The organism is Methylobacterium sp. E-012 (assembly GCF_057836545.1).
Map to the genome: position 1 here is coordinate 2,632,412 of NZ_JBYQEY010000001.1, position 23,206 is coordinate 2,655,617.

22 protein-coding genes and 1 tRNA gene are annotated in these 23,206 nt (G+C 70.8%); 14 read left to right on the forward strand and 9 right to left on the reverse strand.

Annotated elements, in window-relative coordinates; genetic code table 11:
• The first annotated feature begins 2 nt into the window (after positions 1–2).
• The 3 genes from AC3IF1_RS12525 (at position 3) to AC3IF1_RS12535 (ending at position 3,287) form a co-directional block, all read left to right on the forward strand.
• On the forward strand, positions 3–581 hold the full coding sequence (locus AC3IF1_RS12525) for a L,D-transpeptidase (RefSeq protein WP_243967133.1): 579 nt from the start codon (positions 3–5) through the stop codon (positions 579–581).
• Positions 582–742: 161 nt separating this feature from the next.
• Positions 743–1,183, forward strand: coding sequence for a hypothetical protein (locus tag AC3IF1_RS12530; RefSeq protein ID WP_243967134.1), 441 nt, complete (start codon positions 743–745; stop codon positions 1,181–1,183).
• A gap of 100 nt (positions 1,184–1,283) precedes the next feature.
• Positions 1,284–3,287: an acetyl-CoA carboxylase biotin carboxylase subunit gene (locus AC3IF1_RS12535; protein WP_489217780.1), complete on the forward strand. Its 2,004-nt coding sequence runs from the start codon at positions 1,284–1,286 to the stop codon at positions 3,285–3,287.
• A 28-nt stretch (positions 3,288–3,315) separates the two neighbouring features.
• On the opposite strand, the gene AC3IF1_RS12540 is transcribed toward AC3IF1_RS12535, so the two are convergent.
• Positions 3,316–3,525, reverse strand: a complete 210-nt coding sequence (locus tag AC3IF1_RS12540) for a hypothetical protein (protein ID WP_489217782.1) — start codon at positions 3,523–3,525, stop codon at positions 3,316–3,318.
• Between the two features lie 6 nt (positions 3,526–3,531).
• Between AC3IF1_RS12540 and AC3IF1_RS12545 the strand changes: the two genes are divergently transcribed.
• From AC3IF1_RS12545 to AC3IF1_RS12570, 6 genes are all read left to right on the forward strand, one after another.
• Entirely contained in the window at positions 3,532–3,654 is a 123-nt protein-coding gene (locus tag AC3IF1_RS12545; protein WP_279598232.1) for a hypothetical protein, read from the forward strand.
• Between the two features lie 30 nt (positions 3,655–3,684).
• The gene (locus AC3IF1_RS12550; RefSeq protein ID WP_243967137.1) at positions 3,685–4,116 is read left to right on the forward strand and encodes a gamma-glutamylcyclotransferase family protein; all 432 of its coding nucleotides are present in this window, start codon (positions 3,685–3,687) and stop codon (positions 4,114–4,116) included.
• A 144-nt stretch (positions 4,117–4,260) separates the two neighbouring features.
• Positions 4,261–5,109, forward strand: a complete 849-nt coding sequence (locus AC3IF1_RS12555) for a formate/nitrite transporter family protein (protein ID WP_243967138.1) — start codon at positions 4,261–4,263, stop codon at positions 5,107–5,109.
• A gap of 53 nt (positions 5,110–5,162) precedes the next feature.
• On the forward strand, positions 5,163–5,447 hold the full coding sequence (locus tag AC3IF1_RS12560) for an acylphosphatase (protein WP_489217784.1): 285 nt from the start codon (positions 5,163–5,165) through the stop codon (positions 5,445–5,447).
• Positions 5,448–5,531: 84 nt separating this feature from the next.
• On the forward strand, positions 5,532–6,293 hold the full coding sequence (locus AC3IF1_RS12565; protein WP_489217785.1) for a DUF599 domain-containing protein: 762 nt from the start codon (positions 5,532–5,534) through the stop codon (positions 6,291–6,293).
• Positions 6,290–6,592, forward strand: a complete 303-nt coding sequence (locus AC3IF1_RS12570) for a DUF3253 domain-containing protein (RefSeq protein ID WP_489217786.1) — start codon at positions 6,290–6,292, stop codon at positions 6,590–6,592. Before AC3IF1_RS12565 ends, AC3IF1_RS12570 begins: the two co-directional genes overlap by 4 nt.
• Here the strand turns inward: AC3IF1_RS12570 and AC3IF1_RS12575 are convergent.
• The 3 genes from AC3IF1_RS12575 to AC3IF1_RS12585 form a co-directional block, all read right to left on the reverse strand.
• Positions 6,535–7,356: a YdcF family protein gene (locus tag AC3IF1_RS12575; protein WP_489220385.1), complete on the reverse strand. Its 822-nt coding sequence runs from the start codon at positions 7,354–7,356 to the stop codon at positions 6,535–6,537. The two genes, AC3IF1_RS12570 and AC3IF1_RS12575, sit on opposite strands and share 58 nt — an antisense overlap.
• A 5-nt stretch (positions 7,357–7,361) precedes the next feature.
• Positions 7,362–8,012, reverse strand: a complete 651-nt coding sequence (locus AC3IF1_RS12580; protein ID WP_489217787.1) for an RraA family protein — start codon at positions 8,010–8,012, stop codon at positions 7,362–7,364.
• A 111-nt stretch (positions 8,013–8,123) separates the two neighbouring features.
• On the reverse strand, positions 8,124–9,170 hold the full coding sequence (locus AC3IF1_RS12585; protein WP_489217788.1) for a saccharopine dehydrogenase family protein: 1,047 nt from the start codon (positions 9,168–9,170) through the stop codon (positions 8,124–8,126).
• A 107-nt stretch (positions 9,171–9,277) separates the two neighbouring features.
• Between AC3IF1_RS12585 and AC3IF1_RS12590 the strand changes: the two genes are divergently transcribed.
• Positions 9,278–10,087 (forward strand): polysaccharide deacetylase family protein, encoded by an 810-nt coding sequence (locus AC3IF1_RS12590; RefSeq protein ID WP_489217789.1) that lies wholly within the window; start codon positions 9,278–9,280, stop codon positions 10,085–10,087.
• A gap of 111 nt (positions 10,088–10,198) precedes the next feature.
• Entirely contained in the window at positions 10,199–13,870 is a 3,672-nt protein-coding gene (gene putA / locus AC3IF1_RS12595) for a trifunctional transcriptional regulator/proline dehydrogenase/L-glutamate gamma-semialdehyde dehydrogenase (RefSeq protein ID WP_489217790.1), read from the forward strand.
• A gap of 15 nt (positions 13,871–13,885) precedes the next feature.
• Here the strand turns inward: putA and AC3IF1_RS12600 are convergent, their stop codons facing one another.
• From AC3IF1_RS12600 to AC3IF1_RS12610, 3 genes are all read right to left on the reverse strand, one after another.
• Positions 13,886–15,478, reverse strand: coding sequence for an ABC transporter substrate-binding protein (locus AC3IF1_RS12600; protein ID WP_489217791.1), 1,593 nt, complete (start codon positions 15,476–15,478; stop codon positions 13,886–13,888).
• An 87-nt stretch (positions 15,479–15,565) separates the two neighbouring features.
• A complete protein-coding gene (locus AC3IF1_RS12605; RefSeq protein ID WP_243967148.1) occupies positions 15,566–15,859 on the reverse strand; it encodes a DUF2218 domain-containing protein in 294 nt (97 codons plus the stop codon).
• Positions 15,860–16,115: 256 nt separating this feature from the next.
• A complete protein-coding gene (locus AC3IF1_RS12610) occupies positions 16,116–17,567 on the reverse strand; it encodes an FAD-binding oxidoreductase (protein WP_489217792.1) in 1,452 nt (483 codons plus the stop codon).
• Positions 17,568–17,703: 136 nt separating this feature from the next.
• On the opposite strand from AC3IF1_RS12610, the gene AC3IF1_RS12615 reads away from it, so the two are divergent.
• The 3 genes from AC3IF1_RS12615 (at position 17,704) to AC3IF1_RS12625 (ending at position 19,067) form a co-directional block, all read left to right on the forward strand.
• Positions 17,704–18,399, forward strand: coding sequence for a fumarylacetoacetate hydrolase family protein (locus tag AC3IF1_RS12615; protein WP_489217793.1), 696 nt, complete (start codon positions 17,704–17,706; stop codon positions 18,397–18,399).
• Positions 18,400–18,419: 20 nt separating this feature from the next.
• The gene (locus AC3IF1_RS12620) at positions 18,420–18,884 is read left to right on the forward strand and encodes an NUDIX domain-containing protein (protein ID WP_489217795.1); all 465 of its coding nucleotides are present in this window, start codon (positions 18,420–18,422) and stop codon (positions 18,882–18,884) included.
• Between the two features lie 108 nt (positions 18,885–18,992).
• A tRNA-Gly gene (locus AC3IF1_RS12625) sits at positions 18,993–19,067 on the forward strand.
• A 157-nt stretch (positions 19,068–19,224) separates the two neighbouring features.
• On the opposite strand, the gene AC3IF1_RS12630 is transcribed toward AC3IF1_RS12625, so the two are convergent.
• Entirely contained in the window at positions 19,225–20,895 is a 1,671-nt protein-coding gene (locus tag AC3IF1_RS12630) for a putative bifunctional diguanylate cyclase/phosphodiesterase (protein WP_243967152.1), read from the reverse strand.
• A 1-nt stretch (position 20,896) separates the two neighbouring features.
• The gene (locus AC3IF1_RS12635; protein WP_489217797.1) at positions 20,897–22,720 is read right to left on the reverse strand and encodes an ATP-binding protein; all 1,824 of its coding nucleotides are present in this window, start codon (positions 22,718–22,720) and stop codon (positions 20,897–20,899) included.
• Between the last annotated feature and the right edge of the window lie 486 nt (positions 22,721–23,206).

The window sequence follows — 23,206 nt, forward strand, 5'->3', positions numbered from 1 at the left end:
ACATGCGCATCATCCCGATCATCGCCAGTGTAGGTCTCCTGGCGGGCTGCACCTTCAAGGGCGTGCCCGACCCTGCGCTCTCGGCCCGCGACACGGCCTTCATGGCGCTCGTGCCGGATGCCGAGTTCGATCCCCACTTCGCCCGTTACGAGATCAGCGACCCGACCCGGCAGCCGCCCGGGACGATCGTGGTCGAGACCAAGGAACGCCAGCTCTACCTCGTCCTGCCGAACGGGAAGGCGATCCGCTACGGCGTCTCCGTGGGCGACGAGGCCTATGGCTGGACCGGCAACGCCACGGTCGACCGCAAGGCCGAATGGCCGGCCTGGAACCCGCCGGCCGAGATGATCAAGCGCTGGCCGCATGTCCACGCCATGCAGGGCGGGCCGATGAACCCGCTCGGCGCCCGGGCCCTGTACCTGTCGGACCACGGCAAGGACACGCTCTACCGGATCCACGGCACCAACGAGCCCGAGAAGATCGGGCAGGCGGTCTCGTCGGGCTGCATCCGCATGCGCAACATCGACGTGGTCGACCTCTTCAACCGCGTCCCCGTGGGCGCCACGGTCATCGTCCGGTAACGCAACCGGTCAACGTCCCAATAAGCCTGCTTGCTCGCCGCGTGTTTACCTGAACTCTCGTTCAGATCTGGCCATTAACTTCCGGCAGGGAAGCCGTCCCGTAAGTTGAAGACACACAGGGACTAGCGCCGACCGCAGAAAGGTCGGGGAGGCAGGCAACCATGACCGTGATCACCGTTCAACAATTCTGCAACCATGCGGTTTCGGCCGGCACGATCAGCGACGAGGACCTGCTCGTCCTCAAGCGCGAGGTTGTCCCGGACGGCCTCATGACCCGCGAGGATGCCGATCTGCTGATCGCCCTGGAGCGGGCGGTGATCGGCTCCGACGCCTATGCCGACTTCCTGGTGGCCTCCGTCGTCGACTTCGCCGTGTGGGGCAGCCGTCCGACCGGCTATATCGACCGGGACACCGCCGCCTGGCTCGCCGCCTCTCTCAGCGGCCGGGACGGCCCGAGCCCGGTCGGCACCCGGATCGCCATGGCGATCGTCCGCGAGGCCCAGGGCAGCGCCGAATCGCTGATGGTGTTCGCCCTCGACGCCAACCGCCGGATCCGCGACGCGGTCCAGCCCGCGCGCACGAGCTTCGCGCTGGCGGCCTGAGCGTTCGACACAGGCGCAGCTTCCGTCCGCGACGCATCTGATCTATCGGGACCGTCAAGCCGGTTTGCAATCCGGCGATCTCGAAAGCAGTGCGCCAGCTATGTTCGACAAGATCCTGATTGCCAACCGGGGCGAGATCGCCTGCCGGGTCATCAAGACCGCTCGGAAGATGGGCATCAGGACCGTTGCGGTCTACTCGGACGCCGATCGCGACGCCGTGCATGTCGCCATGGCCGACGAGGCGGTCCATATCGGGCCCGCCGCCGCGGCCGAGTCCTATCTTGTCATCGACAAGATCGTCGAGGCCTGCCGGCAGACCGGAGCCCAGGCGGTCCATCCCGGCTACGGCTTCCTGTCCGAGCGCGAGGCCTTCCCCAAGGCGCTCGAAGCCGCCGGCATCGTGTTCATCGGCCCCAACCCGGCCGCCATCGCCGCGATGGGCGACAAGATCGAATCCAAGAAGGCGGCGGCCGCCGCCGACGTTTCCACGGTCCCGGGCTTCCTCGGCGTGATCGAATCGCCGGAGCACGCGAAGACGATCGCCGACGAGATCGGCTACCCGGTGATGATCAAGGCGTCCGCGGGCGGCGGCGGCAAGGGCATGCGCATCGCCCATTCGGGCGACGAGGTGGCCGAGGGCTTCGCCCGCGCCCGCTCGGAGGCGGCCTCCTCCTTCGGCGACGACCGCGTCTTCATCGAGAAGTTCATCACCGATCCGCGCCACATCGAGATCCAGCTGATCGGCGACAAGCACGGCAACGTCGTCTACCTCGGCGAGCGCGAATGCTCGATCCAACGTCGTAACCAGAAGGTGATCGAGGAGGCGCCGTCGCCGCTCCTCGACAAGAAGACGCGCCGCAAGATGGGCGAGCAGGCGGTCGCGCTCGCCAAGGCAGTGAACTACGACTCGGCCGGCACGGTAGAGTTCGTCGCCGGGCAGAACAAGTCGTTCTACTTTCTGGAGATGAACACCCGGCTCCAGGTCGAGCATCCGGTGACCGAGATGATCACCGGCCTCGACCTCGTCGAGCTGATGATCCGGGTCGCGGCTGGCGAGAAGCTGCCGATCACCCAGGACGACGTGAAGCTCAACGGTTGGGCGGTGGAGAGCCGCGTCTACGCCGAGGATCCGACCCGCAACTTCCTGCCCTCGATCGGGCGGCTGACCACGTACCGGCCGCCGGAGGAGGGGCGCCAGGGCAAGGCGATCGTACGCAACGATACCGGCGTGGAGGAGGGCGGCGAGATCGCCATCCACTACGACCCGATGATCGCCAAGCTGGTGACCTGGGCCCCCAGCCGGTCCGAGGCGATCGCCGCGCAGGCCGAGGCGCTCGACGCCTTCGCCATCGACGGCATCCGCCACAACATCCCGTTTCTGTCGGCGCTGATGGCGCATCCGCGCTGGCAGGAGGGCCACCTGTCCACCGGCTTCATCGCCGAGGAATTTCCGAACGGTTTCGTCGCCCCGGAGCCGGCCGGGGCGGTGGCCCTCCGCATGATGGCGGCCGCGGCGGCGATCGACCACAAGCTCAACCAGCGCAAGCGGGGCATCTCCGGCCAGATGCGGGCGCCGGGCCTGTTCGCGTTCGAGCACGACCGCGTGGTGGTCCTGGCCGGTCAATCCTATCCCGTCACGGTGGCGCCGGAGGGCGAGGATCTGCTGGTCACCCAGGACGGCGGGACGTCTGTGACCGTGGCGAGCGGGTGGCGTCCCGGCGAGCCGGTCTGGATCGGCACGATCGGATCCGAGCGGGTCGCCCTCCAGGTGCGCGGCCTGCTGAACGGCGTGTTCCTGCAGCACGCGGGCGCGGCGGCCGAGGCGCGGGTCTACACCCGCCGCGAGGCCGAACTCGCCGCGCTGATGCCGGTGAAGGAGCAGGCCGGCTCGGGCAAGCAGGTGCTCTGCCCGATGCCGGGCCTCGTGAAGCAGATCCTGGTCACCGAGGGCCAGGAGGTGAAGACCGGCGAGCCGATCGCCGTGGTCGAGGCCATGAAGATGGAGAACATGCTCCGGGCCGAGCGCGACGCCACGGTGGGTAAGATCCACGCCAAAGAGGGCGACAGCCTCGCGGTCGACGCGGTGATCCTGGAATTCGCCTGAGCCAAATCGCGTTCGTCGTGAGTGCGGTTCACAACGAGCAGACGAAGCTGCTGGCCACTGCGGTGAACAACGTAGCAGTGGCGTTCGCGGTGATCGGCTTCGTGACGCCGATCACCGCGATGAGTTTCGGGGTCGCGAGCGCGCCGGCATTGCAGTCGGCAACCGCCTTCTTCGTGGTGATCTGGCTTTGCGCGGCGATCGGATTACATTGGATCGGGCGGCGCGTGCTGCGGAGCATCAGGCCATGAGTTCGGGCGAGATCTTCGTCACCTTTGTGATACCCGCCGTAACCCTGGCGGTTGCCTACGCAGCGATGCGCGCGAACGAATGGGCGATCCAGCGCGAGGAGCGCAAAGCGGGCAAGTGACAGCGCCGAGCGGCTGCTGAGCTCGGCACCATGCCCCTCTATTTCGCCTACGGCGCCAACATGGATGCCGCCGCGATGGCGCTGCGCTGCCCGGTCTCGCGGCTGATCGGCGGCGGGCACTTGCCCCGGCACCGCTTCATCATCATGCGCGAAGGCTATGCCTCGGTGGTGCGCGATCCCGTCCGGATCGTCCACGGCGTGCTGTGGGACCTGGCGCTCGACGATATCCCGGCGCTGGACCGCTACGAGGGCGTCGCCGGCGGCCTCTACGCCAAGGCGACGCTTCCCGTCACGACTGCCGGCGGGGTCAAGCGCGCCCTGATCTATCTCGGACGGTCGACCGCGCCGGGCCGGCCACGGCCGGGCTACCTCGACGCCGTGCTGGCGGCCGCCCGGGCCGCCCAGCTGCCGCCGGCCTATATCCGCGAGATCAGTACCTGGACGCGTGGCCAGCCCGTCTGAACGGCCGGCAACTGGTACGCAACCTGCTTGCTCGCGACCGACCGGGGCCGCGACATCGACAGGCGCCCCGGCCAGCTGTCGTGATTGCGCGGCGCGCCCTACGGTCAACGGCGATCGGCGGCGGCCTGCGAGGGAGAGGTTTGCATGTCCTATCTGGCGCCCGCCGATTTCGTGAAGAAGGCCGTCGATGCCGGTGAATCGAAGGTCTTCATGGCCACCAAAGACACGTTCATCCGCGCCTACATGGCCGGCGCGATCCTGGCGCTCGCCGCCGCCTTCGCGGTCACCATCAACCAGACCACCGGCCAGCCGCTGATCGGGGCGCTGCTGTTCCCCGTCGGCTTCTCGATGCTGTACCTGCTTGGCTACGACCTGTTCACGGGCGTCTGCGTGCTCACGCCTCTGGCGCTGATCGACAAGCGGCCGGGCGTCACCGTGGCCGGCGTCGCCCGCAACTGGGTGCTGGTCTTCTTCGGCAACTTCGCGGGCGCGCTCACCACCGCGGTGATGATGGCGATCGTGTTCACCTTCGGCTTCGCCACCGAGCCGAACGCCGTCGGCAAGCTGATCGCCGGCATCGGCGAGGCGCGCACCCTCGGCTACGAGAAGTACGGCGCCTCCGGCATGCTGACGCTCTTCGTCCGCGCCATGATGTGCAACTGGATGGTCTCGACGGGCGTGATCGGCGCGATGCTGTCGACCTCGGTGCCCGGCAAGGTGATCGCCATGTGGATGCCGATCACGGTGTTCTTCTTCATGACCTTCGAGCATTCGGTGGTGAACATGTTCCTGTTCCCCTCGGCGATCCTGATGGGCGGCCACCTGACCGTGATGGATTACCTGCTCTGGAACGAGATCCCGACCCTGCTCGGCAACATCGTCGGCGGCCTCGCCTTCACCGGTCTCATGCTCTACTCGACCCATGTGCGGACCGGGGCGACCCGGATCGCGGCCGTCGACGCGGGCGTGCGTCGCCCGATCGCGGCCGAGTGAGGCGAACCGGGCCCGCGTCGCACGCGCGGGCCCGATCGACGCGTGTGGACGGCATGAGCGAGCGACGGACGGTCTCCCTCCTCATCGAGGGGCGGGTGCAGGGCGTATCCTATCGCGCCTGGACGCGGGATCAGGCGCGGGCCCAAGGCCTCGCCGGCTCCGTGCGCAACCGCGACGACGGCGCGGTGGAGGCGGTGTTCAGCGGCAGTCCGGAGGCCGTGGACCGGATGGTGGTCCTGTGCCGATCCGGGCCGCCGGGCGCCCGCGTCTCCGACATCACCATCCGCGCGCTTGACGACGGTCCCGCGTTGCCCGGCTTCGAGATCCTGCGCGGCTGAGGTGGCGGACGGGCGGACGGCTTCTGCGGCGGCCGTCGGGCTGTTATGGCATCGCGGCCCTCGTGAAGCCGCCTCTCGTCGATCATGAACGACCTATCCGCCGGCCAGGCCGCGTTCTCGCCCCTGGATCTCGGAGCCCTCCTCTACTTCATCGTCGCCTGGGTGGCGTACGGGCTGTCGGTCGGGCGGCTGCGGGGCCGGATGGTCCCCCTCAGCCAGATCATGAACGGCCATCGGTCCAACTGGGCCCGGCAGGTGATCGGCCGCGACAACCGGGTGGTCGACACCCAGATCAACGCCTCCCTGCAGAACGGGACCGCCTTCTTCGCCTCGACCTCCCTGATCGCCCTCGGGTCGGTCCTCACCCTGTCGCGCTCGGGTGACGACGTGCTGAACCTGTTCGCGACCCTGCCCTTCGGCACCGTGGCGACCCGCCTGACTTGGGAGCTGAAGGTCGCCGGGCTCGCGCTGGTGTTCGTCTATGCCTTCTTCAAGTTCGCCTGGGCCTATCGACTGTTCAACTACGCGGCGATTCTCCTCGGCGCGGTGCCGCCGAAGGGGTCCGGGGCCAGCGAGGCCGAGATGATGCGGGCGGTGCGCCGGCTCGCGGCGATGAACGTCAGCGCCGGCCGGCATTTCGCCCGGGGGCAGCGGGCGTTCTTCTTCGCGCTCGCCTATCTCGGCTGGTTCGTGAGCCCCTACGTGCTCATCGCCTCGACATCGGCGGTGGTGATCATCATGTGGCGTCGGCAGTTCGCCTCCGAGATCCGCGCGGCGCTGCTCGAAGCGGGGGAGGGTCCCCACGAGGGTCCGCTCCTGCCTCCCCTGGAAGAGGCGAGGACATGACCGACACGAGACCCGACGATGCGGCGATCGAGACGGCGATGCTCGGCCTCGTCGCCGCGCGCGGTGCGGACAAGACGGTCTGCCCGTCGGAGGTCGCCCGGGCACTGGGCGGCCCGCATCCGGATGGCTGGGGGCCCCTGATGCAGCCGGTGCGGCGGGTCGCGGTCCGCCTCGCCCATGCGGGCCGTGTCGCGATCCTGCGCAAGGGCAAGCCGGTGGATCCGGACGATTTCCGCGGCATCTACCGGCTGGCGCTGCCCGCGGGGGATTCGGGGCCCGGCAGCCAGTCCGGCGTGTAGCCGGCCCACCGGTAGACCGCGAGGCCGATCCACTCCTTCAAGGCGAGATCGAGCTGGAACAGGCCGTCGGAGGCGAAGCCGTTGAACCGGGTCACGTCGCCCCAGCCGCGCGTCCGGTAATCCACCGGGACCGCATCGACCGTGAAGCCGGCCTGCCGGAAACAGCCGACGGCCCGGGGCATGTGCCAGGCCGAGGTGACGAGGAGCCAGCGCTCCCCGGGCTTCGGGTGGACCAGGGCCGCCGTGAAGGCCGCGTTCTCGTGGGTGTTGCGCGACCGGTTCTCCAGGATCAGCCGGCTGCGGGGAACGCCGATCGTGTCCGCCTGGCGACTGACGATGTCGGCCTCCGCGATGCCGCCGCCGATGAAGCCGCTCCCGCCCGAGAAAACGAGTCGCGCCGCCGGGAAGCGCCGGGCCAGATCCGCGAAATAGATCGGCCGTTCGCCGGCATCGTTGACGATGATCTGGTCCCGCGCCTCGGACAGGCCGGCCTCGATCCCGCCGCCGAGCACGATGATGCCCGCGGGCGCCGGACCGTCCGCCGGGAAGGGCGCGAAGCGCTGCTCAAGGGGGAGGAGCATCGTCTCCGCAAGGGGCGACAGGCCGCCGACGCCGAGACCCACGGCGCCGAGGAGCGCGAGGCCGGTCCCGGTCCGGCGCAGCCGCGTCGCCGAGAGCAGGAGCAGCCCCACCAGGACTAGGAAGATCAGGAAGTTCGACGGGGTGATCAGGAAGTAGATCAGCTTCGACAGCGGGAAGAACACGGCGCTCACGCCGGCTTCGTCTCGGCCTGGAACCGGGCCAGGGCGGCGGCATCCGGCGGCAGCAGGCGCGCGAGGCTCTCGCCCCGCTCCACCTCGCGCTGGATCCAGAGGTCGAGGCGCTGCTGCTCCACGGCTTCGAGGGCGATCCGCTCGGCGATCCCGGCCGGCAGGGCAACGATCCCGTCGCCCGCGCAGACCACGATGTCGCCCGGATGGATCGCCGCCCCGCCGCAGGTGACGGGTTGTTGCGTGCCGACCAGCGCGAGGGCGCCGCCCGCCCCCTGCGGTGCGCTCCAGCTCGGCAGGCCGATCGCTTCCGGCAGAGCCGCGTCGGTGATCAGCCCGGCGGCGCCGCGCTGATCGAGCCGCGCCGCCAGGATCGCCCCGAACGGCAGAACCAGGCCGGTCGCGGCGGCATCGATCACCACCAGCGACCCCTCGGGAACGGCGTCGATGGCGGCGGCGAGGTCGCCCGCGGCATCGTCGCGGGCCGGGATCATCCGCAGCGTGTAGGCGATGCCGATCGCGCTGCCGCTGGCGCCCGGGGACAGCCCCCTGGGGCTGAAGGCCTTCACGCCGGCCCGCGTCAGAGCGCGGGCGAGGCTCGCCGGCGTCACGGCGGAGAGCGCGTCGCGCAAGGTCGGGTCGATCGCCATCTGGGCTTCCTCGATGCGGCGGTCCAATCCGCGCCGCGCGTTCTGCCAAGTGGATCCCGGGCGCCGGACGGCAACCGTTCGTCCCGGAATAGAGATCCGTCGCCGGGAAGCTCAGAGGTCCGTCCTGATAACGGTCGGAAACCCCAGGATGAAATCGGCCCCGAAGGCGGTGACCGGAGTTTGGAAGCCGGCCGGGACCGCGCCCGATGCCACGCGCCGGGCGATTTCAAGGGCGGTCAGGACCGTGAGGCTGTAGCCCTCGGGGGTCTCCATGCGGCTCGCCGCGCGCGCGCCGGCACCGTCCCAGGCCTCGGCCAGGAAGGTGCTGCGCGCCGACGCCCGGGCCGAGTCCGAGGGGCCTTCCGGCAGCCTGTCGATGCCGCGGTTGATCAGGCGCTGCGCCGTCCCGCCGGCGATGAGCCGCCGGATCCCCGCCGGCAGGCCCGCGGCCGCCGCCATGGCCGGGAAGGCCTCGAAATACACCGCGATGTTCGGGACGCGCGTGGAGTACCACGCGCTCGACACGTCGCCCCAGCCGAGCCCGACGGTGCGCCGCGGGCCCCGGCCGAAATCGGCGCGGCCGCGGGGCGGGCTCGGCAACTCGACGATGCGGCCGGCCCGGCGCACCCGCGTCCCCCAGGCGATGCCCTCGACCATGGTGCGGGCCGTGCCCCGGCTGAAGCCGCCGAAGCCACCGATCGAGATCCGCAGATGCGTGGCCCCGGGCACCCGGCCGGCCACGTGGGCGGCCAGGCAGTCGCTCGGCACAACGTCGAACCCGGCCGCCGGCAGCAGGACGATGCCCGCCGCCTTCGCGTCCGCGTCCCGGGCGGCGAGCGATTCCAGCACGTCGATCTCGCCGGTGATGTCGACGTAATGCGCGCCCGCGGCGAGACAGGCCTCGGCCATGGGTCGGGCCGTCCGGGAGAACGGGCCGGCGGCGTGGATCACCGCCGCGACGCCCGCCAGCACGGCCCGCAGGGGACCCGGTTGGTCGAGGCGCGCGGCCCGCGATTCGAGGCCGAGCCGCGCGGCGAGCGGACGGAGCTTCTCCGGATCACGCCCGGCCAGGATCGGCCGCAGGCCCTGCGCGATGGCGTGCTCGGCGATCAGCCGGCCCGTATAGCCGGTGGCGCCGTAGATAAGAATCGTGCTCATGACCGGGCTTCTGCCACCGCCTCCGCGGGTGTCAAAGCGCGCTGCGCGCCGGGCGGGTTCGCGGCATCGCTTGCCCAGCCGGGACTTGGCTCAGGAGCCATGAGACGATGAACCGTGTCCTTCGACCCACGCCAGCCGACCGGGCGGTACGTCGGCGCGGCGCCTGCGTCGGCGCGCTCCTCGTCGCCCTGGCAGGCCCGGCCGCGGCGGCCGAGCGGACGGTCGGCCTGAAGGCGCAGCCCGAATTGATGCCGGGTATTGAGGCGATGCCGCAGATCGAGGCGCCCGCCGACGACGCGGAGCGGCAAATCAACGCCGCGCTCCGGCGGCTCGACGAGAAAGTCCGCAAGGCCGCCGAGGCCTGTCGGGCCGAGGGGGGGACGCACAGCGATTGGGGGCGGACCGTGACGACCCCGATGCGCGGCCCGCGCTTCCTGAGCGTCGAGATCGCCGACAGCACCTATTGCGGCGGGCCCCACCCGAATGCCGCGCTCATGGCGATCGTCTACGATCTCACGGCCGGAGCGCCGGTGGATTGGGCCGCGCTACTGCCGCCGTCCCTGACCGGCAAGGCCGCCCTCGAGACAGGTGCGGATGGGACCAAGATGGTGACGCTCGCCTCCGAGAGGCTGCACGCCCTGTACCTCAAAGGGTATCGCCCGAAGACGGGCGATGCGAAGCGCGACGGCGACGACGACGAATGCCGGGAGACCGTGTCGGATACGTCCCTCAACGGGCCACCGGCCATGATGGCATGGCTGGATGCCGGGGCGGGCGGTCTCGCCGTCCATTTCGACCTGGCGCACGTCGTTCAAGCCTGCGCCGACACGGTGGTGATTCCCACCGCGGTGCTGCGCCGCGAGGGCGCCAAGCCGGCTCTGACGGACGCGCTCGACGCCGCGCATGCCAAGCCGTGAGCGCCTGAAGGGCGGGCATGTGGTCGTCGTGACTTCAACCGCGGCGGCGGAGGGCGTAGCGTGCGCCATGGCTGGCGTAAGAGCCGGCCCGGCATCCCCGGGGGATGATCCTTGCCCGCATCTCGCAGCGCCGCGAACGCAGCCGACCCGTTCGGATCCTGGGCCGACCGGCCGAGCCTGTCGCCCCTGCGTAGGGCCGTGGTCGCGGCCTGCCGGCAGCCCGAGGCGGACTGCGTCGCCGCGCTCCTCGATCGGGCGCGGCTCCCCGCCGAAGCTGCGGCGCGTGTCGCGGCCACGGCCCGGCAGCTCGTGGAGGCGCTCCGGAGCAAGGCCCGCCGCGGCGGGGTCGAGGGGCTCATCCACGAATATGCCCTGTCGAGCCAGGAGGGCGTCGCGCTGATGTGCCTCGCCGAGGCCCTGCTGCGCATCCCCGACGCGGCGACCCGCGACGCGCTGATCCGCGACAAGATCGCCGGCGGGGACTGGGCGGCCCATCTCGGCCACAGCCCGTCGCCCTTCGTGAACGCGGCGACCTGGGGCCTGCTGGTCACCGGTCGCCTCGCCGCCACCCGGGACGAGGCGGGCCTCTCCCACGCGCTCACCGGCCTGATCGCCCGCGGCGGCGAGCCGCTGATCCGCAAGGGCGTGGATCTCGCCGTTCGCCTGATGGGCGAGCAGTTCGTGACCGGCCGGACCATCGCCGAGGCCCTGCGCAACGCCGGGCGGCTGGAGGCGAAGGGCTACACCTATTCCTACGACATGCTGGGCGAGGCCGCCGTCACCGCCGAGGATGCGGCGCATTATCTCCGCGCCTACGTGGACGCGATCCGGGCGATCGGGGCGGCCTCGGCCGGGCGGGGATGGCTGCTCGGGCCGGGCATCTCGATCAAGCTGTCCGCGCTCCACCCGCGCTATGTCCGGTCGCAGCGCGGCCGCGTCCTGGCGGAGCTGCTGCCCCGGGTCCGGGACCTCTGCCGGCTGGCCCGGGGCTACGGGATCGGGCTCAACATCGACGCCGAGGAGGCCGACCGGCTCGACCTGTCCCTGGATATCCTAGAGCGGCTCGCTCTGGATCCGGAGCTTTCCGGCTGGGACGGGCTCGGCTTCGTGGTCCAGGCCTACGGGAAGCGCTGCCCCGTCGTGATCGACGTGCTGATCGACCTCGCCCGGCGCAGCCGCCGGCGCCTGATGGTGCGCCTCGTCAAGGGCGCCTACTGGGACAGCGAGATCAAGCGCGCGCAGGTCGACGGGCTTTCCGACTTCCCGGTCTTCACGCGCAAGGTCCACACGGACGTGTCGTACCTCGCCTGCGCCCGCCGGCTCCTCGACGCCCCCGACGCGGTCTTCCCGCAATTCGCCACCCACAACGCCCAGACCCTGGCCACCATCGTGGAGATGGCGGGGCCGGATTTCCGGCTCGGCCAGTACGAGTTCCAGTGCCTGCACGGGATGGGCGAGCCGCTCTACGAGGCCGTGGTGTCCGGCGCGTCCCTCCAGCGCCCGTGCCGGATCTACGCGCCCGTGGGGACGCACGAGACCCTGCTCGCCTACCTGGTGCGCCGGCTCCTGGAGAACGGAGCGAACACCTCCTTCGTCCACCGGATCGCCGACGACTCGGTGCCGGTCGAGGCGCTGATCGCCGATCCGGTCGCGGTGGTGGAGGCGATGCCGGTGCCGGGGGCGCCGCACGAGCGGATCGCCCTGCCCGGCGCCCTCTACGGATCCGCCCGCGTCAACGCCGCCGGCCTCGATCTCGCCGACGAGGCGGCGCTCGTCCGTCTGGGGGATGGCTTGGCGGCGAGCGGCCGGACCGCGTGGCGGGCAATGCCCCCGGAGAGCGATGCGGACCCGGCCGGGACGCCAGTGCGCAACCCGGCCGATCACCGGGACGTGGTCGGATATGTCCGCGCGGCGGCGCCCGCCGATATCGAGCGGGCCCTCGCGCGCGCCGATGCCGCGGCCCCGGCCTGGGCGAACACGGCGCCGGCCGGGCGGGCCGCCGCCCTGCGGCGCGCCGCCGACGCCTTCGAGGCGGGGATGCCGCCGGTCATCGGACTGATCGTGCGCGAGGCCGGCAAGTCGTATGCGAACGCGGTCGCGGAGATCCACGAGGCCGTGGATTTCCTGCGCTATTATGCGGCCGAGGCCGAGCGGACGCTCGGCCCGGGACACGCGCCGCTCGGCCCCGTGGCCTGCATCGCGCCCTGGAATTTTCCGCTGGCGATCTTCGTCGGGCAGGTGGCGGCCGCCCTGGCGGCGGGCAACCCGGTCCTCGCCAAGCCCGCCGAGGAAACGCCGCTCGCCGCCGCGGAGGCGGTGCGGGTGCTGCACGCGGCGGGGATTCCGGACGCCGTGCTGCAGATCCTCCCGGGTGACGGCGCGGTCGGCGCCGCCCTGGTGGCGGACCCGCGGGTGCAGGGGGTGATGTTCACCGGCTCGACGGCGGTCGCCCAGGCGATCCAGCGTTGCCTCGCCGAGCGCCTGGACCGGCACGGGGAGCCCGTGCCGCTCATCGCCGAGACCGGCGGCCAGAACGCCCTGGTGGTGGATTCCTCCGCCCTGTCCGAGCAGGTGGTGGCGGACGTGATCGCCTCGGCCTTCGACTCGGCGGGCCAGCGCTGCTCGGCCCTGCGGATCCTGTGCCTGCAGGAGGAGATCGCCGAGCGGACCCTGCACATGCTGAAGGGCGCCCTCGACGAGCTGGCGGTCGGCGATCCCCGCCGCCTCGCCACCGATATCGGCCCGGTCGTCACCGCCGCGGCCGCCGAGCGGATCGACGCGCACGTGGCCGCGATGCGCGCCCGGGGCTTTGCCGTCCATCACTGCGCTCTCCCGGCCGAAACCGGCACCGGGACCTTCGTGCCGCCGACCCTGATCGAGATCGACGGCGTGGCCGATGTCGAGCACGAGGTCTTCGGACCGGTGCTGCACGTGCTGCGTTACCGGCGCGCGGATCTCTGCCGCCTCCTCAAGGCGATCGCGGCCACGGGCTACGGCCTGACCTTCGGCGTCCACAGCCGCATCGACCAGACGATTGCCCAGGCCCTCGCTGGCGTCCCGGCCGGCAACCGCTACGTGAACCGCAGCATCATCGGCGCCGTCGTGGGCGTGCAGCCCTTCGGCGGTTCCGGCCTGTCGGGCACGGGCCCGAAGGCCGGCGGGCCGCTCTATCTCGGGCGGCTGGTCCGGAGGGCGCCGGAGGCCGCCCTGGACGGGATCGCGGCGGCCGCGTTCCCGGTCCCCTCCTATCTGGAATGGCTGAGAGCACACCGGCACGGCCCCCTGGCCGCGCGCCTCGCGGCGGCGCGCTCCCCCGCCCTAGCGGAGATCGCCCTGGCCGGTCCGGTCGGCGAGCGCAACCTCTACGCCCTGCGGCCGCGCGGACGCGTCGCCGCCGTTGCAGAGACGGAGGCGGGGCTCCTGCTCCAGCTCGGCGCCATCCTCGCCTGCGGGAACCGCGCGGTCGTCATCGGCGCCGAGGTCAGCCGCGCTGTCCTGCGCGACCTTCCGGCCGAGCTGGCGGCGCGGATCGGGCACGCGCCCGACCTCGACGCAGCGGGCGAGCTCGGGGCGATCCTGTACGAGGGCGAGGCGGCGGGGCTGCAGGCCCTGGTCCGGGCGGTCGCGGCCCGGCCGGGGGCGATCCTGACGGTCCAGGCCTGCCGGCCGGACGCGCTGGCGGCCGGGGATCTCTACGGGGTGGCCGGCCTCGTCGGGGAGGTCTCGACCTCGGTCAACACGGCCGCGGCCGGCGGCAATGCCAGCCTGATGAGCGTCGGCTGAGCGCGGGTGTCCCCGTCAGGCCGAGCGGCGCAGGTTCCAGAACAGCGGCAGGCCGGTCAGCATGCCCTCCAGGTCGCGCCGATAGGCGGTCGGCTGAAAATACTGGCCGCAGGGGAGATACGCGCCGACCGCGAGGACCCGGGCCTGGATCCGGGCCGCCAGCGCTTTCTGAGCCGCGAGGTCCGGCGCCGCGAACCAATCGGCGCGCAAGGCCTCCAGGGGCGCGTCGGTGAGCCAGCTCGGGATGCCGGCCCGGCCATTGCCGCGGATCGCCAGATGGTAGGCCGGCGAGAGGTGATCGAGGCCGCCGGAGAAGATGCCGAACATCGACCATCCGCCCTGATCGAGGGGCTTCGGGCTCAGGATCCGCTGGTTCACCGTGCCCCAGTCGGTGGACACCAATTCGAGGTTCATCCCGAGCTTGCGGCAGAGCTCGGCCATCACCTCGCAGAGCGCGTTGATCCGCGGCACGTCCGTGCCGGAGAGCAGGACGACCCGCTCGCCGCGATAGCCCGCCGCGGACAAAGCCCGCTTCGCCGCGTCGAGGTCGCGCGGCCCGGTGAGCACCGCCATCCCGGCCTCCGAGGCCATCGGGCCGCCGGGGGTGAAGACGCCCACCGGGCCGCGCCGGATCGACGGATCGCTGCCGGCGACCGCATCCATCATCTCTGTCTGGTCGATGGCCGTGAGCAGGGCGTGGCTGATCGCCGGGTTGTCGAAGGGCGGCAGCGTGTGGTTGAGGCGGATCTGGCCGATCAGGCCGGCGGTCTCCACCAGCTCCACCCGCAGGGACGGCTGCCGCATCAGGTCGGGGACGAGATCGACCAGGGGCTGCTCCCACCAATCGACCTCGCCGGAGCGCAGGGCGCCCGCGGCGGTGGCGCCGTCCGGGATGGTACGCCACTCAACGCGATCGAAATGGGCGATCCGCGGGCCGGCCGTGAAGCTCGGGCGGCCCTCCGGGCGGGGCCGGTAATCCGCGAAGCGCTGGTAGACGTTGAGCGCGCCGGGCACCCGCTCGGCGGCGACGTAGCGGTACGGCCCGCTGCCGACGATCTCCGGCACCGCCTGCGTGGCGGGGGTGGTGCTCAGCCGCTCGGGCATGATCACCGGGATGTAGGAGGTCGGCTTCGCCAGGGCGTCCGGCAGCAGCGGGAAGGGCCGGTTGAGCCGGAACTGCACCACCGTGTCGGAGGGGGCGGACAGCTCGTCCACCGCGGCGAACAGGGCGCCGCCATAGGCATCGCGCTTGGACCAGCGCGCCAGGCTCGCCACCACGTCGCGGCCGAGGACCGGGGTGCCGTCGTGGAAGCGCAGGCCGTCCCGCAGCGTCAGGCGCCACGTCAGCCCGTCATCTGCAACCGCGTGCCCGGCGACCATCTGCGGCTGGGCGCGATAGGCGGCATCGAGGCTGTAGAGGGTGTCGAAGACCATCAGCGCATGGGTGCGCGTGACGTAGTTGGTGGTGATGATCGGATCGAGCAGCGCCAGATCGGCGTAGGGCACGAAGCGCAGCGTCGTGGCCGAGGCCGCCCGGACCAGCGCCGGCCGCGCCAGGGAGGCGGCCATCAGGGCCCCGGCGCCTCCGAGCAGCCTGCGTCGCTCCATCAGCCAGTTCCCGTCGCCTAGGCCGGCGACCCCTGCAAGGGGTACGCCATCGGCGCGATCAGGCGGGGCAACGGGGCGGGGGGCCGATCAGGCCGCACGCGACCAGCGGATGTCGCCGAGGCTCTCGCGGAAGGCGAAGCGGGCCAGGTGATCGGCCACGACGTTCTCCAGCCGGGTGAGATTCACCGGATCGGAACTGTCGATGCGCATCACGAGGGCGTCCGGCTCGGCGTCGAAGGTGCAGACGCGATCCTCGCCGAACGGCACGGTGCCGTGCTCGGGGGTCGCCTCGACCTTGAACTTGTGGCTCCAGTGCCGGCAGAGCTGCTGCAGGTAGCGGCTCGCTTCCGTGGTCTGCACGCGGGCCAGTGAGGTAGGCATTCCGTCGATCTCCAGATGGGTGTGATACAGCCTGTCGTTGACGGTTCGTCAGTCGATCTCGCATCTGCGAGATAGGAAGAGTCCAGAGCAATTGCTATGCCGGGCTCCGACGCACCGGTCCGCGCCGTTGTCGAGAAGGGTGTGTCCGCCGCGTTAGCAGGGGCTTAACGCGACGGGCCGGCGCCGCGGATGGCGGCGGGGCGTGGCTGTCCTGCACCGGCCTCGGTGCCGAATTATGGCGCGCTGCACAAAATCCTCATCCCTGTGAGTCCGGTTCGCGGGTGCGCCCGGCGATGACCTTTCCGGGGTTGAGGCGGTGCTGCGGGTCGAGGGCTTCCTTGAGCCTGCGCATCAGGTCGAGGCCGACCGGATCGCCGTAGCGTTCGAGTTCGTCGCGCTTGATCAGACCGACCCCGTGCTCGGCCGCGATGGAGCCACCGAGCCCGTGCACGATGTCGTGAACGATGCGGTTGAACCGACCCCATTCGGCCAGGAAGTCCGCGGGCGCCATGCCGACGGGCTGCGACAGGTTGAAGTGGATGTTGCCGTCCCCGAAATGGCCGAAGCCGCAGGGGCGCAGGCCCGGCATCGCCGCCGTGCAGGCCGCGCCGGCCCGCTCCAGGAATTCGGGCAGGCGCGACAGGGGGACCGACACGTCGTGCTTGATCGAGGCACCCTCGCGAGTCTGCGCCTCGGGGACGCCCTCGCGCAGCCGCCAGAGGGCGTCGTTCTGCGCGCCGCTCGCGCCGATCGTGGCATCGGCGATCAGCCCGTCCTCCAGCGCCACGCCGAGCGCCGATTCCAGCGCGCCCCGCACGTCCGCGTCCGGGCGGGCCGAGGCGACCTCGATCAGCGCGTAGGCGCCGTGCGTGCCCGCGAGCGGCGGGACCGTACCCGGGACATGGCGCAGGACGATCTCCAGCGCGAAGGGCGGCAGGTACTCGAACGCCGTCAGGTCCCGGTCCATCCGGCCCCGCAGGGCCACGAACAGGTCGAGGGCGGCGCGGGCCGAATCCAGCCCCACGAAGGCGACGCTCGTGGCGCGCGGCCGCGGGAACAGCTTCAGCACCGCCGCGGTGACGATGCCGAGGGTCCCCTCCGAGCCGATGAACAGCTGCTTCAGGTCGTAGCCGGCATTGTCCTTGCGCAGGGCTCTCAGGCCGTTCCACACCCGGCCGTCCGCCAGGACGACCTCCAGTCCGAGGACGAGATCCCGGGCATTGCCGTAGGCCAGGACGGCGATGCCGCCGGCATTGGTGGCGATCCCGCCGCCGATCCGGGCCGAGCCGCGCGACGCATAGGAAAGCGGGAACAGCAGACCGGCGGCCTCCGCGGCGTCCTGGACGTCCTGGAGGATCATCCCGGCCTCCACGGTGATGGTGGCATCCACCGGGTCGACGGCGCGCAGGCGCGTCATCCGTTCCAGGGACAGGACGAATCCACCCTGCGGGATCCCGGCGCCGGTGAGCCCGGTATTGCCGCCGAGCGGCACCACCGGCAGGCCCGCCTGCGTGCAGGCACGCAGGGCGAACGCCACCTCCGCGGTGCAGCCGGGCCGCAGCACCGCCAGGGCCGTGCCCGTGAACAGCTTCCGGCTCTCGACCAGATAAGGCGCGAGATCCTCAGGCTCGGTGAGCACGTGGCGCGGGCCGAGTCCGTCGCGGAGCGCGGCGAGGAGGGTGTCGTGGGCGGGCGCGGTCGGGATCATCGCGAAGATTTTGTAGACCAGAGGGCGCGAACAGCAACCGACAGTATGGCGCGCGGCACCATGGACCTTACAACGGTCGCGTCGATCCCGGGTCTCCCAATGCCCGACCCCCGGACGTTCCATCGCAGAGGCTGAGATGCTCTCCGTCATCCAGAACCCGCCCCGCATCGCGCTCCCGGTCGCCGGCAGCGGCGATCTCTTCCCCGTCCGCCGCGTCTATTGCGTGGGGCGCAACTACGCCGCCCATGCCCGCGAGATGGGCGCCGATCCGGACCGCGAGCCGCCGTTCTTCTTCATGAAGCCCGCCGACGCCCTGCAGATCGTGGGCTCCGAGCCGACGGCCCACCCCTATCCGTCCAAGACCAGCAACTACCATTTCGAGGTCGAGCTGGTCGCCGCGCTCGCCGAGGGCGGCAGCGACATTCCGGCCGAGAGCGCCCTGGACCACGTCTACGGCTACGCGATCGGCCTCGACATGACCCGGCGCGACGTCCAGGACGAGGCCAAGAAGCTGTCGCGCCCCTGGGATACCGCCAAGGCGGCCGACGGATCCGGACCGATCGGTCTCCTGCACCCGGTGTCGCTGATCGGCCACCCGGCGCGGGGCGCGATCACCCTGTCGGTGGACGGCGAGACCCGGCAGAGGGGCGACCTCGGCGACATGATCTGGTCGGTGGCCGAGCAGATCGCCTATCTTTCGGGATACTTCGCGCTCCAACCGGGGGATCTCATCTTCACCGGCACCCCGTCCGGCGTCGGTCCGGTCGAGCGCGGCCAGCGCATGGTGGCCTCGATCGCCGGCCTCGGCGCGATCACCCTCGACGTCGTCTGATCCGGGCGGCGGCGATCGTCATGCTCCTCGACCGGCGGCTGCTGCGGCGCCTGTTTCACCTCGGGGCCCTCGCGACAAGGGGGATGACCCTGGGCGTCCGCGGGGTCGCCATCGACCCGCAGGGCCGCGTGGCCCTGGTGCGCCACACCTATGTCAGCGGCTGGCACCTGCCGGGGGGCGGCGTTGAGCGGGGCGAGACCGCGGCCGAGGCGATCATCCGCGAGTTCCGCGAGGAGGCGGAGATCGTCCCGGACGCGCCGCCGCGCCTGCTCGGCCTTTTTCGGAACGTCGTGGCTGCGCCGCGCGATCACGTGGCGCTGTTCGTCCTGCCGGCCTTCACGGTGCTGCGTCCGAAGGCACCCGACCGGGAGATCGCCGCCTGCGCGTTCTTTCCGGCGGATGCGCTCCCCGAGGGGACGACCCGTGGCACCCGCGCCCGCCTGAGCGAGATCCGCCGGAGCCTCCCGCCGGACCCGAACTGGTGAATCGTCCTGAGCGGGCAAAAGAGACGCTTGCGTCGCCCGGCGGAATGGTGTTTAGAGAGCGCCGCCGGGGCCGCCGGCACGAAAGTCCAGGCGGCGCGGCACTAGTGAGCGGGTGTAGCTCAGGGGTAGAGCACAACCTTGCCAAGGTTGGGGTCGAGGGTTCGAATCCCTTCGCCCGCTCCAGTTTTCCCAATTCTTCTTCCGATATGGACGGACCCCTCCAGGGCCGTGCGGATCGTCGCGCTGCCCTGGCGGCTGCGTTCGCCGGACCCGACCGCGGCGTCGCGGTCGCTCGGGCGCGGCCGTCCGATGGAACGACCGCAGCGAGTCCCCTGGTGTGCTAGGCCCGCCTCAGCAGGCTCGGTGAGCGGAAATCCGAGCCGCGGCTCTGGGCGACGGCCGCGCGCGGCGCCGACACCCGCTGGTCCGCCTTGAGGATCTGCTCGATCAGCAGCGGCTTGGCGTAGTAGAATCCCTGCGCGCAGCGGATCTGGGTCGCGCCCAGCAGGTAGGCGACCTCCTCGAAGGTCTCGACGCCCTCGGCCACCACCGACATGCCCAGGGCCAGCCCGAGCGACTCGATCGCCTTCAGGACGATCTGGCTGCGCGGCCGCTTGTCGATGTCGGTGATGAACGAGCGGTCGATCTTCAATTCGTCGGCGGTGATCTCCGCCAGCGCGGCGAGCGACGAGTAGCCGACGCCGAAATCGTCGATGGAGACCCGCGCGCCGATGGCTCGGATGCGCGGCAGCACCTCGCGCTGGAACCGGCCCTTGGTGAAGAACGCCTCCTCGGTGAGTTCCAGCACGAAACGGCCCGCCAGACCCGTCGCGCCCAGGGCGTCGCAGAAGGCCGACATGAATGGCACGTCGCAGGCCTGCTTGGCGGCGATGTTCAGGCTCACCGTCACCTCCGGCCCGAACACCTCGTCGATGTCGGGCATGGTCCGCACGGTCTCGCTCAGGACCTGCAGGGTGATCTCGTTGATCAGTCCGAGCTCGATGGCCAGCTCGATGAAGTCGCCCGGCGCCTGGATCATCCCGAGTTCGTCCCGCCAGCGCAGCAGCACCTCGACGCCCACCACCGCGTGCGTGCGCATGTCGACCTTCGGCTGGAAGGCGCAGCAGAAGCACCGGTCGCGGATCGCCAGGCGCAGGCGCTGCTCCACCGCCATGCGGGCGGTGGCGGCGTGGCTCATCGTCTCCTCGAAGACGCTGACGCCGCCCTTCACGCCGCCCTTCACCCGGTACATGGCGTTGTCGGCCTGGCGGCGCAGGACCTCGTAGGTCGTCCCGTGCTCCGGAAACAGGCTCAGGCCGATCGACGCGGAGGCGAAGATCTCGTGGTCGTCGATGAAGAACGGCTGCTTCAGGCGCTCCGAGATGTCGAGCACCGCCGCCAGGATCGCGTCCCGGTCGGTGACCGGGTTGAGCAGCAGCACGAACTCGTCGCCGCCGATGCGCGCGAGCATGTCGCTCGGACGCAGGGCGCCGCGGATCCGGTCGGCGACCTTGCGCAGCAGGGCGTCACCCGCGGCGTGACTGTAATAGTCGTTGATGTGCTTGAAGTTGTCGAGGTCGATGAAGGCCAGGGCGAAGCGATCGCCGGGCCCCGCCTCGACGATCAGTTCCTCGATGCTCTGCTCGAACATCGTCCGGTTGGGCAGTCCCGTCAGGGCGTCGATGAACGCCCTGGCGATCAGCTCCCGCTGCATCGCGTGGTGGTGCGTGACCTCGGTGAGGGTGGTGAGCGTGTAGGTCGCCCCCTCGGTCACGACCGGATGTGCCTGCGCCTCGACGACGTGCTCGCCGATCGCCTCGACGATCGCCGCGGCCGGGCTCGCCAGGGCGCTGTCCGAGAGCTCGTCGACGGCACGCGGCCCGAGGGCACGGGCCGCGGCGTTGGCCAGGATACACTGACCCTGCTCGTCATGGACCACGACACCGACCGGAAGGGCCTGAATGGCGGCTTCGAGCAGGCTCTGGCGATAGCGGGCGGTGGATGCGGTCACGTCAGCCCTGCTGCCAGAGCGTCTTGGCCGCGCGGAGGCCGACCTCGCCGGGGGTGTCACCGGCTTCGAGGGGACGCCGGAGCAGCCGGCGATGCACCTGGTCGAGGGCGGCGCCGTGACCGCCTTCCGCACCGGGCTCACGGGCGAGGCGTCCGGTGGCGGAGGGATCCGCTTCGAGACCGCTGACCTTGCTCATGGTGGCGCCGCGCCAGCGCTCGACCACGGCGCCGACGAACGCCGCGCCGGCGATCGCCCCACCATGCTCCGAGACGCGTCCGCTCATGTCGTTGCGCGGCTGACGGTCCGGGGGCAGGGGGGTGAACTTCATCCGCACGGGCATGGGCACGCCCTCGCCGAAGGCGATGACCTCGCCGGTGCCCAGGGACGGCACGAAGGTGAGCAGGTTCACGGCATCGGACACCGCCGCGGCGAGGAAGGCCTGATCGCGGTCGTTGGTCATCCGCATGGCGAACAGGGTGCTGCACTGGGACATGATCGTCGCGTCGAGTTCCGCCGGCCGCTGCGTCACGAGGCCGAGATAGACGCCGTGCTTGCGCCCCTCGCGGGCGATCCGCGACAGGGCGCGGCGCGTCGGGGTGAAGCCCACGGACCGGTCGGCCGAGGCGAAGCGGTGCGCCTCCTCGCAGACGAACAGCAGCGGGATCGCGCCCTCGCTCCAGATGCCGAACTCGAAGGCCAGCCGGCACAGCACGCAGACGACGGCGTCCACGACCTCCATGGGAAGCCCGGCAAGCTGCATGATCGTCATCGGGCGCCCGTCCGGATCGAGCCGGAACAGGTGGCCCAGGATCTCGCCCATCATGTCGCCGCCGACATTGGCGTTCTCGAACATGAAGCCGTAGCGCGGATCGTTGCGGATCGCCTCGATCCGGGTGATCAGCCGGTGGTAGTGCATCCGGCCGACGCGGTTCTCCAGGCGGCCCATCCGCTCGTCGATCAGCGCGATCAGGTCCTGCAGCATGTACGGGACGGGGGTGTCGACGGTGAAGCCCGAGCCCTTGCCGATGGTGCGCTTCACGACCTGCCGGTCGCTCGCCTCCTTGTATTGCGCGTACTTGCTCTTCGCGAGGGGGATGACCTCCGCGAGGATCTCGATCTCCTCGTCGACGGGCGACCGGCCGCCGTAGACCACGTCGGCGATCTCCTCGAGGTTGAACAGCCAGAACGGCAGCTTGAGGGTGCGGGGGCTGATGACGCTCGCATGCTCACCGAAACAGGCCGCGTACTCGTTGTGCACGTCCAGCAGGAAGATGCGCACCGCCTGCTGCGCGCGCATCACCTGGTCGAGGATGACCGCCACGCCGCTGGATTTGCCGACGCCGGTCGTGCCGAGCACGGCGAAGTGCTTCGTCAGCAGATCCTCGACCTTGATACAGGCCGGCGTGTCCGGATCCTGGTACAGCGCACCCACGGCGGCCATGTTGGCGGAGGCGACCTGATAGAGGATCCGCAGGTCGCCCGGCGGCAGCAGCTCGACCGCGTCGCCGATGGCGGGATAGCAGGTCACGCCGCGGCGGAACCGCTTCACCCCCTCGTCCGACAGGATCTCGCCGAGAAGGTCGATGCTCGCGTAGGCGCCGGGCTGGCGCCCATGGTCGTTGCCCGACGACAGGGTCGTGATGATGCCGATCAGCAGGGCGGAGCCGGCCTCGATCCGGACGAAATTGCCCACCGTGGCCCGCACGAGGGGACGGCCGTTCTGTCCGGCGAGTTCGAGGTGGACCTTCGACCCGTCGATCGAGGTCACCGAACCCATCCGCGCCGTCGGCCCCTCGCTCCGGCCCAGACTGTCACCGTTCAGCATCGCGTGTTCCCGAGCCTGCTCATCCAAGGTGCCCCCAGGATGCCGGGCCCCGCTTAAGAATCCGACAAAGACGGCGTCTCCGGCCAAGTGATGATTAATCGTTCCTTGTATAAATAGCTGTTTAACCTGAGCGATAGAAATAATACGGCGTGCTCACGGAGCCACGTTGTATGACAAGCGGCAGAAATGCACGCGGAAGTACTGGATTATGTCGGCTGCGCACGCACCGATTGCATCAGCCATTTGCCGTGTATCGGGCCTGCCGGCTCCGCCGCCGGGGCCTGCCGAGACCAGACATCGCCGGCCGGCGTGGGACGGGCCGGACCACCGCTCCCGACTGGGCTGCGACGTCCGCATAGCGGCCTCGGGATAGCGCGACATACCTCCTTGTCCGTGTCGATGTGCGGTTTGGAAGCGGGGCCATCCGGCGGGCCTGACGGTGGGGTCGAAGGCCCGAAGCGGGGGGACGCGCGTCGGCCCGACCGT

Bases quoted from the DNA above. Each gene is read 5' to 3' on its own strand.
- AC3IF1_RS12610 (WP_489217792.1), bottom strand. From the start codon at position 17,567: ATGATCCCGACCGCGCCCGCCCACGACACCCTCCTCGCCGCGCTCCGC.
- AC3IF1_RS12615 (WP_489217793.1), top strand. From the start codon at position 17,704: ATGCTCTCCGTCATCCAGAACCCGCCCCGCATCGCGCTCCCGGTCGCC.
- AC3IF1_RS12565 (WP_489217785.1), top strand. From the start codon at position 5,532: ATGAACGACCTATCCGCCGGCCAGGCCGCGTTCTCGCCCCTGGATCTC.
- AC3IF1_RS12530 (WP_243967134.1), top strand. From the start codon at position 743: ATGACCGTGATCACCGTTCAACAATTCTGCAACCATGCGGTTTCGGCC.
- AC3IF1_RS12560 (WP_489217784.1), top strand. From the start codon at position 5,163: ATGAGCGAGCGACGGACGGTCTCCCTCCTCATCGAGGGGCGGGTGCAG.
- AC3IF1_RS12555 (WP_243967138.1), top strand. From the start codon at position 4,261: ATGTCCTATCTGGCGCCCGCCGATTTCGTGAAGAAGGCCGTCGATGCC.
- AC3IF1_RS12545 (WP_279598232.1), top strand. From the start codon at position 3,532: ATGAGTTCGGGCGAGATCTTCGTCACCTTTGTGATACCCGCCGTAACC.
- AC3IF1_RS12540 (WP_489217782.1), bottom strand. From the start codon at position 3,525: ATGCTCCGCAGCACGCGCCGCCCGATCCAATGTAATCCGATCGCCGCG.
- AC3IF1_RS12535 (WP_489217780.1), top strand. From the start codon at position 1,284: ATGTTCGACAAGATCCTGATTGCCAACCGGGGCGAGATCGCCTGCCGG.
- AC3IF1_RS12580 (WP_489217787.1), bottom strand. From the start codon at position 8,012: ATGGCGATCGACCCGACCTTGCGCGACGCGCTCTCCGCCGTGACGCCG.
- AC3IF1_RS12635 (WP_489217797.1), bottom strand. From the start codon at position 22,720: ATGCTGAACGGTGACAGTCTGGGCCGGAGCGAGGGGCCGACGGCGCGG.
- AC3IF1_RS12620 (WP_489217795.1), top strand. From the start codon at position 18,420: ATGCTCCTCGACCGGCGGCTGCTGCGGCGCCTGTTTCACCTCGGGGCC.
- AC3IF1_RS12525 (WP_243967133.1), top strand. From the start codon at position 3: ATGCGCATCATCCCGATCATCGCCAGTGTAGGTCTCCTGGCGGGCTGC.
- AC3IF1_RS12585 (WP_489217788.1), bottom strand. From the start codon at position 9,170: ATGAGCACGATTCTTATCTACGGCGCCACCGGCTATACGGGCCGGCTG.
- AC3IF1_RS12590 (WP_489217789.1), top strand. From the start codon at position 9,278: ATGAACCGTGTCCTTCGACCCACGCCAGCCGACCGGGCGGTACGTCGG.
- AC3IF1_RS12550 (WP_243967137.1), top strand. From the start codon at position 3,685: ATGCCCCTCTATTTCGCCTACGGCGCCAACATGGATGCCGCCGCGATG.
- AC3IF1_RS12605 (WP_243967148.1), bottom strand. From the start codon at position 15,859: ATGCCTACCTCACTGGCCCGCGTGCAGACCACGGAAGCGAGCCGCTAC.
- AC3IF1_RS12570 (WP_489217786.1), top strand. From the start codon at position 6,290: ATGACCGACACGAGACCCGACGATGCGGCGATCGAGACGGCGATGCTC.
- AC3IF1_RS12600 (WP_489217791.1), bottom strand. From the start codon at position 15,478: ATGGAGCGACGCAGGCTGCTCGGAGGCGCCGGGGCCCTGATGGCCGCC.